Origin of the sequence: Flavobacterium endoglycinae, assembly GCF_017352115.1 — a bacterium.
GTDB lineage: Bacteria > Bacteroidota > Bacteroidia > Flavobacteriales > Flavobacteriaceae > Flavobacterium > Flavobacterium endoglycinae.
Map to the genome: position 1 here is coordinate 4,349,967 of NZ_CP071448.1, position 17,412 is coordinate 4,367,378.

At 33.6% G+C, this 17,412-nt stretch carries 5 protein-coding genes; all 5 read left to right on the forward strand.

Translation table 11 applies throughout. The annotated features are described in order from the left end of the window. Nucleotides 1-22: 22 nt before the first annotated feature. Genes J0383_RS19205 through J0383_RS19225 form a run of 5 tightly spaced genes read left to right on the forward strand, consistent with a single transcriptional unit; the run spans nt 23 to nt 17,365 of the window. The gene (locus J0383_RS19205) at nt 23-7,894 is read left to right on the forward strand and encodes a non-ribosomal peptide synthetase (RefSeq protein WP_207295573.1); all 7,872 of its coding nucleotides are present in this window, start codon (nt 23-25) and stop codon (nt 7,892-7,894) included. Nucleotides 7,895-7,928: 34 nt separating this feature from the next. Next, entirely contained in the window at nt 7,929-9,536 is a 1,608-nt protein-coding gene (locus J0383_RS19210) for an MBL fold metallo-hydrolase (RefSeq protein WP_207295574.1), read from the forward strand. An 18-nt stretch (nt 9,537-9,554) separates the two neighbouring features. Next, complete coding sequence (locus J0383_RS19215) at nt 9,555-14,210, forward strand: non-ribosomal peptide synthetase (protein WP_207295575.1); 4,656 nt, start codon at nt 9,555-9,557, stop codon at nt 14,208-14,210. 30 nt (nt 14,211-14,240) lie between these two features. Then, on the forward strand, nt 14,241-16,628 hold the full coding sequence (locus J0383_RS19220) for a TonB-dependent receptor (RefSeq protein WP_207295576.1): 2,388 nt from the start codon (nt 14,241-14,243) through the stop codon (nt 16,626-16,628). A gap of 8 nt (nt 16,629-16,636) precedes the next feature. After that, entirely contained in the window at nt 16,637-17,365 is a 729-nt protein-coding gene (locus J0383_RS19225; protein WP_207295577.1) for a thioesterase II family protein, read from the forward strand. Nucleotides 17,366-17,412: the final 47 nt, after the last annotated feature.

The window sequence follows — 17,412 nt, forward strand, 5'->3', positions numbered from 1 at the left end:
TAATTAATTTAAATTTTTATCAATGTTAAGCTTAATAAAAGAATTAGAAGATAACGATGTTGTAATATCATTGAATGGCGACAATCTAGAAATTAATTTTGATGGAGAACTAGACAGTGAAATTATCGGCAAAATAAAACAGAATAAGCAAGAATTAGTTGATTTTCTTAGTAAACGTTCTACTATAGATTCAGGAATAACCAAAGCGGCTGTTCAGGAAAGCTATCCCGTTTCGCACGCCCAAAAACGCATTTGGTTAACAAGCCAGGTTGAAGAAAACTCCAAAGCCCAGCACATACATTCAAGAGTTTACTTAACTGCAGAACATGACATTGTCGTTTTTGAAAAAGCCATCAGAAAAGTAATTGCACGCCATGAAGTACTTCGAACGGTTTTTAAATTAAATGAAAACGGAGAAGTTAGACAATGGATCATAAATGAAGAAGATTTAAATTTTGAAATTAAGTACATCGATTTTAGTAAAGAGGAAAATTCAAGAAAAGCAGCCAATATTTATATGCTCGAAGACAACAAAAAAGTCTTTGATCTAGAAAACGGCCCTTTGTTTAGATGTGCTTTTTTACAGCTTACAGAAGATACGTATGTTTTCTATTATAACATGCACCACATTATTACAGATGGCTGGTCGCTGGAAGTTTTAGAAAAAGATATTTTTACTTTTTATGAATCAATAAAAGAAGGCGAAAAAAATCAAATTGAAGACATCAGGATTCAATACAAAGATTATGTTTCATGGCAATTGTCTGCTATCGAAAAAGGCGCTTATCAAAAACATGAAGACTACTGGCTTGAAAAACTTTCGGGTGATTTAACGCGAATAAATCTTCCTGCCGTAAAATCAAGACCTAAAATAAAAACATACAGCGGGCGTATGTATTTTTCATACCTATCTCCAGCACTTGCAAGCCAATTAAAAGCATTTTGTAATCAAAATGGCGGAACTTTGTTTGTAGGTTTAATGTCTGTTTTAAAAGTTCTTTTTAACAAGTATACCAGAGAAAATGATATCGTATTAGGAACAGCTGTTGCAGGAAGAGAAGATTCTGATTTAGAAAACCAAATTGGATTTTATGTAAACACGCTGGCCTTAAGAAGCTCTGTAAATGAAGATGATTCTTTCGTAACCTTTTTTGAAAACGAGAAAAAAGCAATTCTCGAAGCATTTTCGCATCAAAAATATCCTTTTGATATGACGGTAGAGAAATTGAACCTGCCTCACGACATCAGTAGAAATTACATTTTTGACATAATGGTCAATCTTTATAATTTTTCTGAAGTAAATAAAGGAATTGTTATAGAAGAAAGTAAATCTGAAGAAATTCTGGATTTCGGACCCGTTAATTTAAATTTTGACCTTGAGTTAGTTTTCCACGAAGTTGGAAATACTATTTCGTTAACACTTTCATACAATAGTGATGTTTATGAAGAAGAATTTATCAAGAGATTTATTCATCATTTCAAACAGTTAATCGAAAACATAGTTGAAAATCCAGAGCAGAAAAACAAAGAAATAAAATATGTTCCCGCAGCAGAACTGTCAAAAGTAGTAACTGAATTTAATCCTGCCGAAACATATTATCCAAAAGAGAAAACCTTTGTTGATTTCTTTGAAGATCAGGTACAAAAAACACCTAACAAAGAAGCCTTAGCATTTGGTGAAACGAAATTGACTTATGCACAATTAAATGCAAAAGCCAATCAATTTGCCTGTTACTTAAAAACAAAATATAGTATTAAGGCTGGAGATAAACTTGGAATAAAATTAGACAGAAGCGAAAAACTGGTGATTTCGATTCTCGCAGTTTTAAAATCTGGCGCAGCTTACGTGCCTATAGATTCGGCTTATCCGCAGGAAAGAATAGATTTTATAGAAAAGGACAGTAACTGCAAAGTTATTATTGATGCTGCTGAATGGAATGCTTTTTATGACAAAGAAGATAAATATCCTATTATTAATTTAGGACAAAAAGTTTCTGCCGATTATTCAGCCTATGTAATCTATACTTCAGGTTCAACCGGAAATCCAAAAGGCGTTGAAATTGCACATGCTTCTTTAACAAATTACCTGCTCTGGGGGAAAGAATACTATTCAGCCGGCGGAGCGCATTCTCTTGATTTTGGATTATTTACTTCACTGTCTTTCGATTTAACGGTAACAAGCCTGTTTCTGCCTATCATCAGCGGAGGAAAACTGACTGTTTTTGAAACTACAGATGATATTTCGAAACTGCTGACGTCTTATTTTGAGAGTAACATCAGCAGTATAAAACTGACTCCGGCACACATCAGTATTCTCGAAAGCCTTGATATAAAACAGACAGCTGTAAAACTGGCAATTGTTGGAGGAGAAGCACTTCTGGAAAACCAGGTGAGAATCCTTCAGAACCTTAATCCTGAAATCAGGATCATTAACGAATACGGACCGACAGAAGCCACTGTAGGCTGTATTATCTACGATGTTAAAAATGCTGAAGAAACCGTTCTGATCGGTAAACCAATTGCCAATACCCAGATTTATATTTTAGACGAATCCTTAAACCCATGCGCAGTAGGAGTTACAGGTGAATTATACATTGCCGGCGACGGACTTGCCAGAGGCTACATCAACCGTCCTGAGCTTACAGCGGAGAAATTCATACCGAATCCTTTTAAAGAAGGAGCCTTAATGTACAAAACGGGCGATTTAGGAAGATGGCTTGCCGACGGTAATATTGATTACACGGGAAGAATCGACGATCAGGTAAAAATCCGCGGATACCGTATTGAACTGGGAGAACTTGAAAACTGTGTTTCAAACATCAACGGAATCAGCCACTCTGTAGCTGTAGTAAAAGAAAACGGGAATGAAAAATATCTGACAGCTTATTATGTATCTGATTCAGTATTAGATAAAAATATGATCCAGTCAGAATTAAGCAGAATGCTTCCAGATTATATGCTGCCAAGCTATTACATCCAGCTGGATGCTATTCCGCTGACTACAAATGGTAAAGTCGATAAAAGACAGCTTCCTGATGTTGGTGAATCAGATTTAATTAAAACAGAATATATAGCACCTCGTTCAATGGAAGAAGTAGTTCTTTCTTTGGCATGGTCGCACGTTTTAAAATATGAAAATATTGGTGTAAAAGACAATTTCTACAATCTGGGCGGAGATTCAATAAAATCCATATTAGTAATTTCACGCTTAAAACAACAGGGCTACACCTTAAAAGTCGAACAAATATTAAAAACACCAATACTGGAAGATTTAGCGAAAATGCTTTCAGTAAATCAAATTACAATAGATCAATCTGTTGTAAAAGGTGATGTTTTACTAACGCCGATTCAACATTACTTTTTAAATGATGAAACTTTTCCTAACAAGAATTATTACAACCAATCAGTATTGCTAAAATGCAATGGCAAAATAGATTCTGAAATTTTAGACAAATGTATTGGTGCATTAACTGCGCATCATGATGCATTACGAATGGTCTATCAATTTGAAAACGATTCATGGAAACAGTCTAATGCAGATATCTCTGGTAAATCATATAAAATTGCTTTTTATGATTTGCAGGGAGAAGCAGATGGGCTGGCTGCAATGAAAACCATTGGAGAAGAACTTCAATCTTCTATCGACATTACTTCAGGAGTTTTATTTCACATTGGTCATTTTAGATTGTCAGATGGCGACAGATTGGCTTTAATCATTCACCATTTAGTTATTGATGGAGTTTCGTGGCGTATTCTTTTGGAAGATTTATCAAACCTTTACGAATCGTATCAAACGAAAACTACATTTAGCCTTCCGCTAAAAACAGATTCATTTCAACATTGGGCTTCTTTACAAAACGAATTTGCAAAAAGTTCTGTAATGCAGCAGGAACGTGTTTATTGGGAACAATATTCAGAAAATCAAATACCTGATTTTCCTGTTGATTTTAAGACAGCAGATTCATCATGGAATTTAGATAAAGAAAATACTTTTTTATTGAATAATGACCTTACAGAACTTCTTAAAACCAAAGTTCACCAAGCTTACAATACTGAAATCAACGATATTCTTTTAACAGGACTGGCACTAGCAGTTCGTGATGTTTTTGATATTGAAAAAAGTGTGATAGCAATGGAAGGGCATGGTCGTGAAGAAATCATTGAAGGGACTGATGTAGGAAGAACAGTAGGATGGTTTACCACAATTTATCCATTTGTTCTTGATCTAACAAATGCTGCAAATCATGAATTGGTTACCACAAAAGAATTACTTCGAAAAGTACCCAACAAAGGTATCGGCTATGGTATTTTAAAATATCTGGATAACTCTTTTCAAAATCAGTTACAACCAGCAATACAATTTAATTATTTAGGAGATTTTAGTGAAAATAATGAAGAAGATACCGAAAATAAATTTTTCAGTTTCTCATCAGAAAGTATTGGATTGCCATTAGCTGTAGAAAATACAAGAAGCAAGATTCTATTAGACATAACAGGAATAATGGTTTCAAATGGATTAAGTATTTCGATACGCTATTCCGCAGATTGTTATGATGCGGAAACTATCAAAAAACTGAATCAATCGTACAAAGAAAATCTGGAAAATCTTATAACGGAGTTAGCTTCAATAAAACAAAAACACCTTACAGCTTCAGATTTAACGTATAAAAAAATAACAAATTCTGTACTGGAAGAATTAAATAAAGATAACAGCATAGAAGATGTTTACGAACTATCTCCTTTACAACAGGGACTGTATTATCACTGGCTTGTAAATCGCGAAAGTCCGTTATATCTAGAACAGTTTTCATACAGTCTTCAATCGAACAAATTGGATATTGAACTAGTTGAAAAAGCGTTTAATAAACTAATCGAAAGATATCCTATTCTTCGTACGTCATTTAGTGATAGTATTGACGATGTTCTTTTGCAGATTGTGCATAAAAAAGCCAATGGTAATTTCTCATATGAAAAGATTTCACCAAGCGAATCTGAACTTACTGCCACGATCGAGAAAATAAAAGAAGAAGACCGAAACAAAGGATTTGATCTTCATACACCTTCTATTATGAGACTGAAAGTGATTGAAACCAACAGAGAAAACGAATGTGTTTTCATCTGGAGTCATCATCATATTCTAATGGATGGATGGTGTGTAAGTATTTTAGTGAATGATTTTTACAGAATTTTGATGGCTTTAAGCAGTGATCAGAATCTTGTTCTGCCAGAGCCTGTAAAATATTCTACTTATATAGAATGGCTTTCAAAAATCGATAAAAATGAATCGCTTTTATATTGGAAAAATTATTTAAATGGTGTAGAAACGTTATCGGAGATTCCGTTTAGAAAAAAGAATTCTAAAAATGAAAAACCGGTTTATGATACGAAAGAACTAGTAGTTGATGGCGAACTTTTTCAGCGTATAAATAAATTTAACCACACTATTGGAATAACTTGGAGCAGCTATATTCAAGGAGTTTGGGGGTATTTATTATCAAGATACAGCGGCACAAACGACGTGTTATTTGGAACCGTAGTTTCAGGAAGGCCAGGAGATTTACCAGGAGTAGAAAATATAGTTGGACTTTTTAGCAACACAATACCAGTAAGAGTAAGCTTTAAAGAAAATGATACACCAGCATCATTTTTAAAACAGCTTCATTCTGAAATGCTCGATAGTACACCTCATCATTACCTGAACTTGTCTGAAGTACAAGCGCAGAGTTCACTTGGTATGGGATTGATCAATAATATTATTGTTTTTGAAAATTTCTTAGTACAAGATGCAGTCGATGATGAAATTGAATCTCTTTACAATGAAGACAGCAGAAAACTGACTATTGGAAAAGTTGATTTCGCGGATCAGACTAATTATGATTTTCATACCACTGTTGCTCCTTCAGACACTTGGTTAAAAATCGAGTTTAGGTTTAATAGCAATGTATTTAATCCTGATTCGATAGAATATTTAAAATCACACTTTTTAAACATTCTGGATCAGTTCAGTAAAAATACCGAAACATTAAATTTAAATACTATTGATTATTTAGACAGTGCCGAAAAGACGAATGTGTTGTATGACTTTAATAATACACAATCAGATTATTCAAAAACAGATACAGTAATCAGTTTGTTTAAAGAACAAGCAGAAAAAACACCGCAAAATATTGCTTTAGAGTTTGAAGGCAAAGGAATTACGTATCAAGAACTTGATTTGTTTTCAGATCGTCTAGCGGCAGTCTTAATCGAAAATTATGATGTTCAAACTGGAGATTTTGTTGGAATTCAGCTTAATAGAAGCGAATGGACTCTTATTTCAATTCTAGGAATATTAAAAGCAGGAGCAACCTACATTCCAATTGATTCTGAATTACCTGACGATAGAAAGGCCTTTATATTTGAAGATGCAGCATTAAAATTACTGATCACAGAAACTGCCTTTATTTTTGATCTGGATTTTGATGGAAATATTTTTTCTATTGATGTTGAATTTGATCCTTCTGTAGAGATTGTTTTTGAAAAACCTGCTGTTTCACCTCAGAATCTGGCCTACGTAATCTATACCTCAGGTTCAACCGGAAATCCAAAAGGTGTTGAAATTGCACATGCTTCTTTAACAAATTATCTGCTCTGGGGGAAAGAATACTATTCAGCCGGCGGAGCGCATCCTCTTGATTTTGGATTATTTACTTCATTGTCTTTCGATTTAACGGTAACGAGCCTGTTTCTGCCTATCATCAGCGGAGGGAAACTGACTGTTTTTGAAACTACAGATGATGTTTCGAAACTGCTGACGTCTTATTTTGAAAGCCGTATAAGCAGTATAAAACTGACTCCGGCGCACATCAGTATTCTCGAAAGTCTGGATATTAAACAGACAGCTGTAAAACTGGCGATTGTTGGAGGAGAAGCACTTCTGGAAAACCAGGTTAGAATCCTTCAGAACCTGAATCCTGAAATCAGGATCATTAACGAATACGGACCGACAGAAGCCACTGTAGGCTGTATTATCTACGATGTTAAAAATGCAGCAGAAACCGTTCTGATCGGTAAACCAATTGCCAATACACAGATTTATATTTTAGACGAATCCTTAAACCCATGCGCAGTAGGAGTTACAGGTGAATTATACATTGCCGGCGACGGACTTGCCAGAGGCTACATCAACCGTCCTGAGCTTACATCGGAGAAATTCATACCGAATCCTTTTAAAGAAGGAGCATTGATGTACAAAACGGGCGATTTAGGAAGATGGCTTGCCGACGGGAATATTGATTACACAGGAAGAATTGACGATCAGGTAAAAATCCGCGGATACCGTATTGAACTGGGAGAAATTGAAAACTGTCTTTCAAACATTAACGGAATCAGCCACTCTGTAGCTGTAGTAAAAGAAAACGGGAATGAAGAATATCTGACAGCTTATTATGTATCTGATTCGGTATTGGACAAAAATATGATCCAGTCGGAATTAAGCAGAATGCTTCCTGATTATATGCTGCCAAGTTATTACATCCAGCTGGATGCTATTCCGCTGACTACAAATGGTAAAGTCGATAAAAGACAGCTTCCTGATGTTGACGAATCAGATTTAATTAAAACAGAATACGAACCGCCTACTGATGAAATCGAATCGGAATTGGTAGAAATCTGGCAGCGTGTGCTGAACCGTGACAAAATAGGAATCAGTGATAACTTTTTCTTTTTGGGCGGACAAAGTATTAAGGCGATTATGGTTATTGCTGAAATTAAAAAAGCATTTGATGTAAAAATGGAATTGGATGTATTGTTTAACAACCCTGAAATTAAATCAATTGCCACCGAAATACGAAACAAAAAATGGTACAGTCAGGAAGTATCAGAAGAAGATATTACAGATAAAATTGTAATCTAAAAAAGAATTGATAACCAACTTAGAAACTATAAAAATGGAATTAAACGAAAATACTTATTACTTAAAGTTAAACGTAGCAATAGAAGCTTTAATAGACAGATGGTATGCATGGTCGCATTTGGTTTCACCTGCAACTGCAGCATTGAATGTACAGGACAGGCATCTTAAAATTATGGAATCCTATATTAAAAATCCTAAAATACACGCCGCAGCAGTTCAGAATCCTAAAATGCTTGGAGGACCTTTTATTGATTATGAGGGAGGAAGAGTCGACGAAATCAAAGGGCTGTATGATGAAACTTTAGATAAAAGAGCTTCATTACTAGAATTTGGAAACGCATTAATGGAATTAAATAGAATGCTTCAAAACGAAGCTAAAGGATATTCATTAAATACTTTATATGAAAAAGTTCCGCCAATTTTAAGAGGATATGTAGAATTAATCTACGATTTGAACAACAATCCTAATTTTAGATTATTTGAATACTTACTTTATAAAAGTGAATATTATGACGAAGCGGCACAGTCTATCTCTTTGCAGTTAGTAGAAGCAGACGATTCAAGATCATTTGTATTGAGTACACCAAGACTTAATGATGATAATTTAATTCACCTGCATATTCCTTTTAAATCAGAAGTAATTGATGAGTTGTTTAAAATGAAGAAAACTCCAGGCGATTATAACACCATCAAGGAAAAATTAGGAATAACTACAGAACAAGAACCTTTGTTCAAACAATTCTTTACCAAAGAAGCTCCGGTAGAATTTAAACACTACACCGGAAGCGGTGTAAGAACAAGATATTTTGGACACGCCTGTGTATTGGTAGAAACGAGTAAAGTATCCTTTTTAGTCGATCCAGTAATCAGTTATGATGGCTATGAAACCGAAGTAAACCGATATACAATCAATGATTTACCAGACGAAATAGATTATGTTTTAATTACCCACAATCATCAGGATCATATTTTATTAGAAACCTTATTACAGCTGCGTCACCGTATAAAAAATATCATTGTTCCAAGCAGTGGTAAAGGAAGCTTGCAAGACCCGAACTTAAAACTAATGTTCAATACAATTGGCTTTAATAATGTGATCGAACTTGATGATATGGAAAGTATTGACTTGCAGGATTGCACCATAACAGGAATTCCATTTTTGGGAGAACATTCGGATTTAGATGTTAGAAGTAAATTATGTTACCATATTGCACTGCACAACGATTTGAAAATATTATTTGCAGCAGATTCCTGCAATATTGAGCCTGCAATTTACCAGCACATTCACCGCGTGCTTGGCGACATAGATGTATTGTTCTTAGGAATGGAATGTGATGGAGCACCACTTACATGGTTATATGGACCTTTAATGCCCGAAAAATTAGAAAGAAATAAAGATCTATCAAGAAGATTAGCCGGATGTGACTTTGAACAAGGTAAATCACTTGTTGATATTTTTAAACCTAAAAATGTATTTGTCTATGCTATGGGATTAGAGCCGTGGCTTGTTTTTATCAGTTCTATAAAATACACAGACGAATCACGACCTATTGTTGAATCAAATCGATTAATCCAAGAATGTATAGAACGCGGAATTGATGCAGAACGTCTGTTTGGAGAAAAAACAATAGAATATAATTAATTAAGTAAAATATTTAGCATGGCACATTCAATCAAAAATTTATTAGGTAAATTAAGAGAGAAAGATATTTTTCTTAAAGTAAACAATAATAAGGAATTAGAGATCACGGTTAAACAGGGAAAAATACCATCTGATCTTGTTGAAGAAATAAAACTGCATAAGAAAGATATAATTACCTATCTGGAATCGTCTGAAAATAAAGTGATAAAAAAAATAGAAAAAGCACCGCTTTCAGACAGTTATGTGACATCGTCAGCACAAAAATCACTATGGATTGTAAGTCAGGATGAAATTGCTTCAGCTGCTTACAATATTCCTTCTTATAAATTATTAGAAGGAATACAAGATATCGTAATTTTAAATAAAGCCGTAAAAGCCGTAATTGACCGACATGAAATTTTACGAACTGTATTTAAAACCAATGAAAATGGAGAAGTAAGACAGTTTGTTTTAGACAGTGCTGCTTTAAATTTAAACATTCAAAATATTGATTTTAGAGGCAGTGAAAACTGGCAGACAGAAGTATTTGAATACATACAAAATGATTCCTATAAACCTTTTGATTTAGAAAAAGGCCCTCTGTTAAGAATTGCAACCCTGCAGACTGCAGATCAAAGCTTTTACTTTTATTATAATCTGCATCACATTATAAGTGATGGCTGGTCGAATGACATTTTAGAAAAAGAAGTGCTTACCATTTACAATTCCTATCTAGAAAACAGGTCGCATAATCTTCCAGAATTGCACAATCAATATAAAGATTACGCTGTTTGGGAAAACGCAATGTTTGAGAATGGCCAAATGGAAAACTATAAAAAGTTCTGGATCGAAAAATTGGCAGGAGATATTCCGCGTATTAACCTTCCTTCCAGCAAGCAAAGACCTAAATTGAAAACCTATAACGGACAACAGTTTCAAGGCTATATTGCTAAAAATGATCTTTCGGCACTGAAAGAAAATCTTCAAAAAGAAGGCGGAACCCTTTTTATGTCGATTATCGCTGTTTTAAAAATACTGCTGTTTAAGTATACTAATGAAAGAGACATCACAATAGGTTTTCCAATTGTAAACCGTGACGATTTTAACCTGCAAAACCAGATAGGGTATTATATTAAGCCATTGGCATTAAGAGATTATATTGATAATGAAGATACCTTTAATCAATTTTATCAAAAATTAAAGGAAAATACTTTTGCCGCATTTAACAATAAAGAATATCCTTTTCAAATGTTGGTTAATGATCTTCAGGTAGATTACGATCCTGCCAGAAGTCCATTGTTTGATATTTCCCTTACTTTTCATAACATTTCTGAAGGTCATAGAAGTGATAACATCGACAGTACGACGATCCAGAATTTGGGAGAAAGTAAATGCAAACAGGATATCGAGTTTCATTTTCAGGAAACCGGAGAATATTTATCGTTTATGGTAAATTTCAACAAAGACGTTTACGAATCAGAAATGATAGTTCGTTTCATGCAGCACTTTAAACAACTTTTGGCTGCTGTAGTAAAAAATCCAAATGTGCTCATTAATGATTTGAATTATTTAACTGATGAAGAAAAATTTGATTTAGTTTACGGATTCAACCAGACCGAAATGGCTTTTGCTAAAGAAAACACTTTAGTTAGTTTGTTTAAAGAGCAGGCTCAAAAAACGCCTGATACGACGGCTTTGGTTTTTGAAGATATAAGCATTAGTTATAAAGAACTAGATCAATTATCGGATCGTCTGGCTTCTAAATTAGTTAAAGAATATAATATCATTACTGGAGATTATGTAGGCATTCAGTTAAACAGAAGCGAATGGTCTATAATTTCAATTTTAGGAGTTTTAAAAGCTGGCGGTGTTTATGTTCCCGTTGATGCTCAGCTTCCAGAAGACCGAAAAGCATTTATTTTTGAAGATGCTGATTTTAAATTATTAATTACAGAAACTTTATTTCTGTTTGATCTAAACTTTTACGACGGGACTGTTTTTTCTATTGATGTAGAATTTGACAGTACTGAAGAAATAGAATACCAACAACCACAATTATCCCCACAAGATACAGCATACGTAATTTATACCTCAGGTTCAACCGGAAATCCAAAAGGAGTTATTATCGAACATGCAGGAATTGTAAACACCATATTATCTCAGATCGATATTTTTGGACTTAAAGATTGTTCAAACAGTCTGCAATTTGCCTCTTTTTCTTTTGATGCTTCAATTTCAGAAATCTTCATCGCACTTTTGTCAGGATGCACCTTGTACGTTATGAATGATGAAACACGTCTAGACGTGAAATTGTTTGAAAAATACATTGTCAATCATAAAATTGATATTGCAACACTAACGCCGGCTTATTTTAAACTGGTAAATATTGAAAGTCTAAAAGATTTAAAATTTCTGATAACCGCAGGAGAATCTGCAGTTTATGATAAAGTACAGGAATATTTAAAATTCGGAACTTTTTATAACGCTTATGGGCCAACAGAAACCAGTATTTGTGCTACTATTCTAAAAGTTGAAAAAGGAAGCCAATTAAAATCTCCTGTGATTTCTATAGGTAAGCCTATCGCAAATACTGCGGTATACATCTTAGATGCATCATTAACTCCATCATTAATTGGAGTTACGGGAGAAATTTACATTGGAGGAGCAGGTTTGGCGAAAGGCTATTTAAACCGTCCAGATTTAACAGCAGATAAATTTATTCCAAATCCTTTTAAAGAAGGAGAATTAATGTACCGTTCTGGTGATTTAGGAAAATGGCTTTCTGACGGAACTGTCGAGTTTGTGGAAAGAATTGACGATCAAGTAAAAATTAGAGGCCACAGAGTTGAATTAGGCGAAATCGAAAATCATATCAATGCAGTTAATGGTGTAAAACATTCTGTAGTTGCTGTGAAAGAAAAAGACGGAGAAAAATCATTAGTTGCTTATTATGTGACTGATTCAGTATTGGATAAAAAGAATATACAATCTTCTTTGGTCAAAGTTTTGCCAGATTATATGCTGCCAGCCTATTATGTCGAATTAAAATCAATTCCGCTTAACATAAATGGAAAAGTCGATAAAAAAGCATTACCAGATGTTAGAGATGCAGATTTAATTAAAACGGAATATGTACCAGCAGAAAGCACAGAAGAAAAAGTGCTTGTCTCAGTTTGGGAGGAAATTTTAAAATGTAACAACATCGGAATAAAAGATAACTTCTACAGTCTTGGAGGAGATTCTATCAAAGCGATATCAATTATCTCACGTCTTAAGCAAAAAGGATATTTACTAAAGATCGAATACATATTGAAGAATCCAGTGATCGAAGATTTGGCAAAATTTATCAATCAAAATCAAAATGAAAATACGGCATTTGAAAATGAGCCTGATATTGTTAAAGAAGAAAAAAAATGGACAGTTGGAGATGCAGTCGAATTATCGCCAAACCAAAAGAGATTTTACAAAATGAAATACTCTGCGGTAACCATAAACTTTAATGTTCCTTACAAAGATGTATCACAATTTGAAAATGAATTTAGAAAATTTCTGTCGCACTTTCCTAATCTTACTGTAAGATACGAAGAAATTAACGGCACTATTTTTCAAAGATACATTACTGCTGAAGAAACTAAAATTAAGGTTTTGGCTAATGAAACGACACTTACTGAAGAACAAGAAATCTACAAAAAAGCGCAGCAGTTTTTGTTAGAACAGCCATTTAATCTGACTTCTGGAGAATTAATCAGAGTTTTTGTCGTGCCAAGCCCTGTTCGTAACGAAACTTTGGCAGCAGTAGCCATTCATCATTCGCTGGCAGATGCTTATACAACAGATACTATTCTGAAAGAAGCGGTTTCCTTTTTTCAAAAAGGCGGAAGTATCGAAGAATACCATCATCCTTTCGAATTTATAACTCAGCAGCAAGAGTATTTAAATACAGAAGAAAGCTTGCAAAAAAGAGCATCATGGACAAATTATCTTCAGAAACAAGTTCTTGTTGACCATATATCAAACACAGCCGAAAAAGAAGATTATGTAGATCAGGAATTGATTATATCAGGAAAAGATTTTAAAAAAGTACAAGAGTTGAGCACAGAATTGAATTTGCCACTCAGCGCACTTTTCAATGCTTTTTTCTTAATGATCCTTAATAAAGCAGGAAACGAAAATAAAAAACTATATCAGGTCTTTATTAATAATAGAGAACAGAAATTTAAGGGACTCGAAACAGCTAAAATACTGGGAGTAATTGACAATGTTTTGATACGAAATTATTTTGATAGTGATTTTAATCTTAGTACAGAATTTATCACGAATAATTATCTGCAATATTTAAATGATAGGATAGAAGAGACAATCCCTTATGAAACAATACGTGAGGATTTTAGAAATGCTTCAGGGATCGATCTGGATACCAATATTATTGGATTTTTAAACTTCTTGGTTTCAGAAACAGAAATAGCCAATATAGATTTTAGAGAAAAATTCCGCAAGTCAAATTCAAAATCAGACGCAATGTGTGATTTAAGCTTGGTTTGTAACCAGTATTTGAATGGAATAATACTAAAGTTAGTTTCTAAAAAAACGTTTTACGAAGAAAATGAAACCGTATTATCTCTTGAAAAATATACCGAAGAATTTTTAGACTTTATTAATGAATGCCAAAGCCTTAAAGTAGGAGGACAGGTATAAAAGATTATAAATAGAATAGAAAAAAATACAATGAGAAAAATCATCCTTTTAGTTTTAATTATAAGCCCATTTTTTTGTATTGCCCAAATAAAAATAAGTGGTGTAATCAAAAGTGACAAAGCCGTATTGCCACATGCAGATGTTGTACTCACGAATGATAAAGCCCAAATTGTTAGTCAAACCGTTACTGGAGCCGATGGTAACTTTGAACTCGAAGCAAAAGCCGGATCATATAATTTAAACGTAAACCATCTTGATTATGTCAGTTTTTCCAAAAAAATTGACTTAAAACAGCCATTAGTAGTAGAGCCAATAGTATTAGTTCAAAAAGAAAATGCTTTGAGCGAAGTGGTTATCAATTCTACACCAACAAAAGTTAGAAGAGAAATCGATAAAACGGTTGTTAACATTGATAGAAGCCCCATTACAAGCACAGGAAATATTTTTGAAGCACTTAGCAAAACACAAGGCTTAGTGGTACGAAATGATCAGATTTCAATGCTTGGAAAAAGCGGCGTTATGATCTCAATAGATGGTCGTATGATACAGCTGACAGGTGAAGATTTAAATAACTTCTTAAAATCACTATCAGCAAGTGATGTGAAAGAAATAGAAATTATAACCAATCCTTCGGCTAAATATGAGGCTCAGGGAAACAGCGGCGTAATTAATATCATTTATAAAAAAATTAAAAAAGATTCTTGGAGCAACAACATGTCGCTGGTAGAAAACCAAGCAAAATATGGTTGGAGAACTTTTAGAAACAGTTTTAGCTACCAGCGCGATAAACTAAGTTTTTTAATTAGCGGAGTTAATAACTCAGGAGCATTTTATAGAGAAGAAAGAACCACAATAGATTTTGAAGACAGTCCTTTAAAGCTAATCAGTAAACAAAAAGAAAAGAAAAATGACTTTTCTACCAGACTGATGCTTGATTACGATTTTACAAAAAATACTAGAGTGGGTGTGCAATACCTGCGTATGATAATCATGCCAACTACAGCCGACAATGTAAAAACAACACTCTTCGATAGTAATAATGAACTAACCAACTATCTGCTTGGAAATGTGGAGACTAAAGACAATAAAAACAATTCTATTTTTAATGTCTACATAGATCAAAAACTGGATACATTAGGCAGAAAGATTGTTTTTAATTTCGATATTCTAGATTACAACAGTAGAAGAGACAGCGAAATATTGTCTAATAATTACGATCCTGAGGGTAACTTTTTAAATGTTGATTTTGCCAATCTAGGGAATTCTTTACAAGATATTACCAATTATAGTGCAAAAATAGATGTAGATTATCCAATAGAATGGGCAAAACTTTCTTATGGAGGAAAAGCAAGTTTTAGTAAAACCAATTATCAGTTATACAACTACAATACTATTACAGGAACTCCAGTGCTTAATCCCCTGCAGTCCAATCAATTTGATTTTGATGAAAACATACAGTCGGTTTATATAAACGGTTCAAAAAAAATAAATGATAAATGGGAAGCTCAGTTTGGACTTCGTGGTGAATTTACACAGACAAAGGGAGTTTCAAAACAAGCAGATCCGCCTGAATATATTAATAAATACGAAAAACTATTCCCAACATTTTACCTTTCATATGCTAAAAATGAAAACAACACTTTTGTTGTAAATTATGGCAGACGTATCAACAGACCTGGTTATAGACAATTAAATCCAGCACGTTATTTTATTAACAGTCAGGTGTCTTCTATAGGAAATCCGTATTTACTGCCTTCCTACAGTGATAATGTAGAGTTATCTCATACTTATAAAAATAATTTGTCAACCAAATTTTCATTCAGTGTTACGAGCAACTCTTATAGTGTAATTCCAGAAGTCGATAAAACCACCAATGAACAAACGATAGTTTTTAGAAACTTTTTTACAGAATACAATTATTCATTAACAGAAAACTATCAGCTGGATATAACCCCATGGTGGAAAACAGACAGTAATTTGTTCATTAACTACAATGATTCAAAAAAAACAGATCCTACGGTGGATGTTGATTTAATGAAAGGTTTTGAATTTCGCTTTTCAATTAATAATGTCATAACATTTAACAAATCAAAATCAATAGTTGGAGAAGTTAATTTCTGGTACGATTCAGCGTACAACAACGTCTTGTTTCATTATTCTGCATCAAACTCACTTGATATGGCAGTTGTTTTTAAATCATTACTTAAGGGAGTTAATTTAACGGCGGGAGTAAACGATGTATTCAATTCAAGCCCAAGTTATGCCTTTTCAAAAGTAAATGGAATTAATCAAAGTTTTATTTCCTATCCAAGCAACCGTTATTTCAGATTGTCACTGTCTTATAATTTAGGAAACGATAAGGTTTCTAAAAAAGATAGAAATTTTGGGAATGAAGAGATAAGAAGAAGAAGTAACTAAATAAGATTATGAAAAGTAAAGAAAACAAATATCAGCTGTTTTTACTCCACTTTGCTGGGGGCAGCTGTTATTCTTTTGATTTTCTTAAAAAGCATTTTGATGCCAATATCGATTTTATTCCTCTTGAACTGCCAGGCAGAGGAAAACGATTTGAAGAAGAACTATTAAAATCAAGAGAAGAAGCTATAAATGATTACTGCAGGCAAATTGTTAGTTTGAATAATGGAGCTCCCTTTATAATCTATGGTCATAGCATGGGAGCTTCATTAGGATTTAATGTAGTCGCAAAGCTTGAAGAACAGGGCTATTTCCCAAAACGGTTTGTTGTTTCTGGAAATCCAGGACCTGGAGTAAAGAAAAAAAGAGACCTAATAAGATATTTATTAGACGATTTCGAATTTAAAGAAGAACTGCGAAGTCTAGGAGGAATTCCAGAAGAAGTACTCACTAATAAACAGTTGTATGAGTTTTTTGCTCCTATAATGCGGGCTGATTTTGAATGTATAGAAAAAAAATACCATCGGCAACACTATACCATCAAAGCACCAATTTATGCCGTAATGGGATCTGAAGAAGAATATTGTGATGATATTAAAAACTGGCATCAATATACCAATGCTGCTTTTGATTACAAAATCTTAAAAGGAAGTCATTTTTTTATTTACGATCATGCGGCCGAAATGGCAGCCATATTAAAAGAGTCGTTTTTGACACAAATGAACCTGCAGGAAGTTTAAAGCAAAATCATCCATATCAAAAACGTAGAGAATCAAATTATACAATC

Coding starts and splice junctions, on each gene's coding strand:
- J0383_RS19205 (WP_207295573.1), top strand. CDS start 23: ATGTTAAGCTTAATAAAAGAATTAGAAGATAACGATGTTGTAATATCA.
- J0383_RS19210 (WP_207295574.1), top strand. CDS start 7,929: ATGGAATTAAACGAAAATACTTATTACTTAAAGTTAAACGTAGCAATA.
- J0383_RS19215 (WP_207295575.1), top strand. CDS start 9,555: ATGGCACATTCAATCAAAAATTTATTAGGTAAATTAAGAGAGAAAGAT.
- J0383_RS19220 (WP_207295576.1), top strand. CDS start 14,241: ATGAGAAAAATCATCCTTTTAGTTTTAATTATAAGCCCATTTTTTTGT.
- J0383_RS19225 (WP_207295577.1), top strand. CDS start 16,637: ATGAAAAGTAAAGAAAACAAATATCAGCTGTTTTTACTCCACTTTGCT.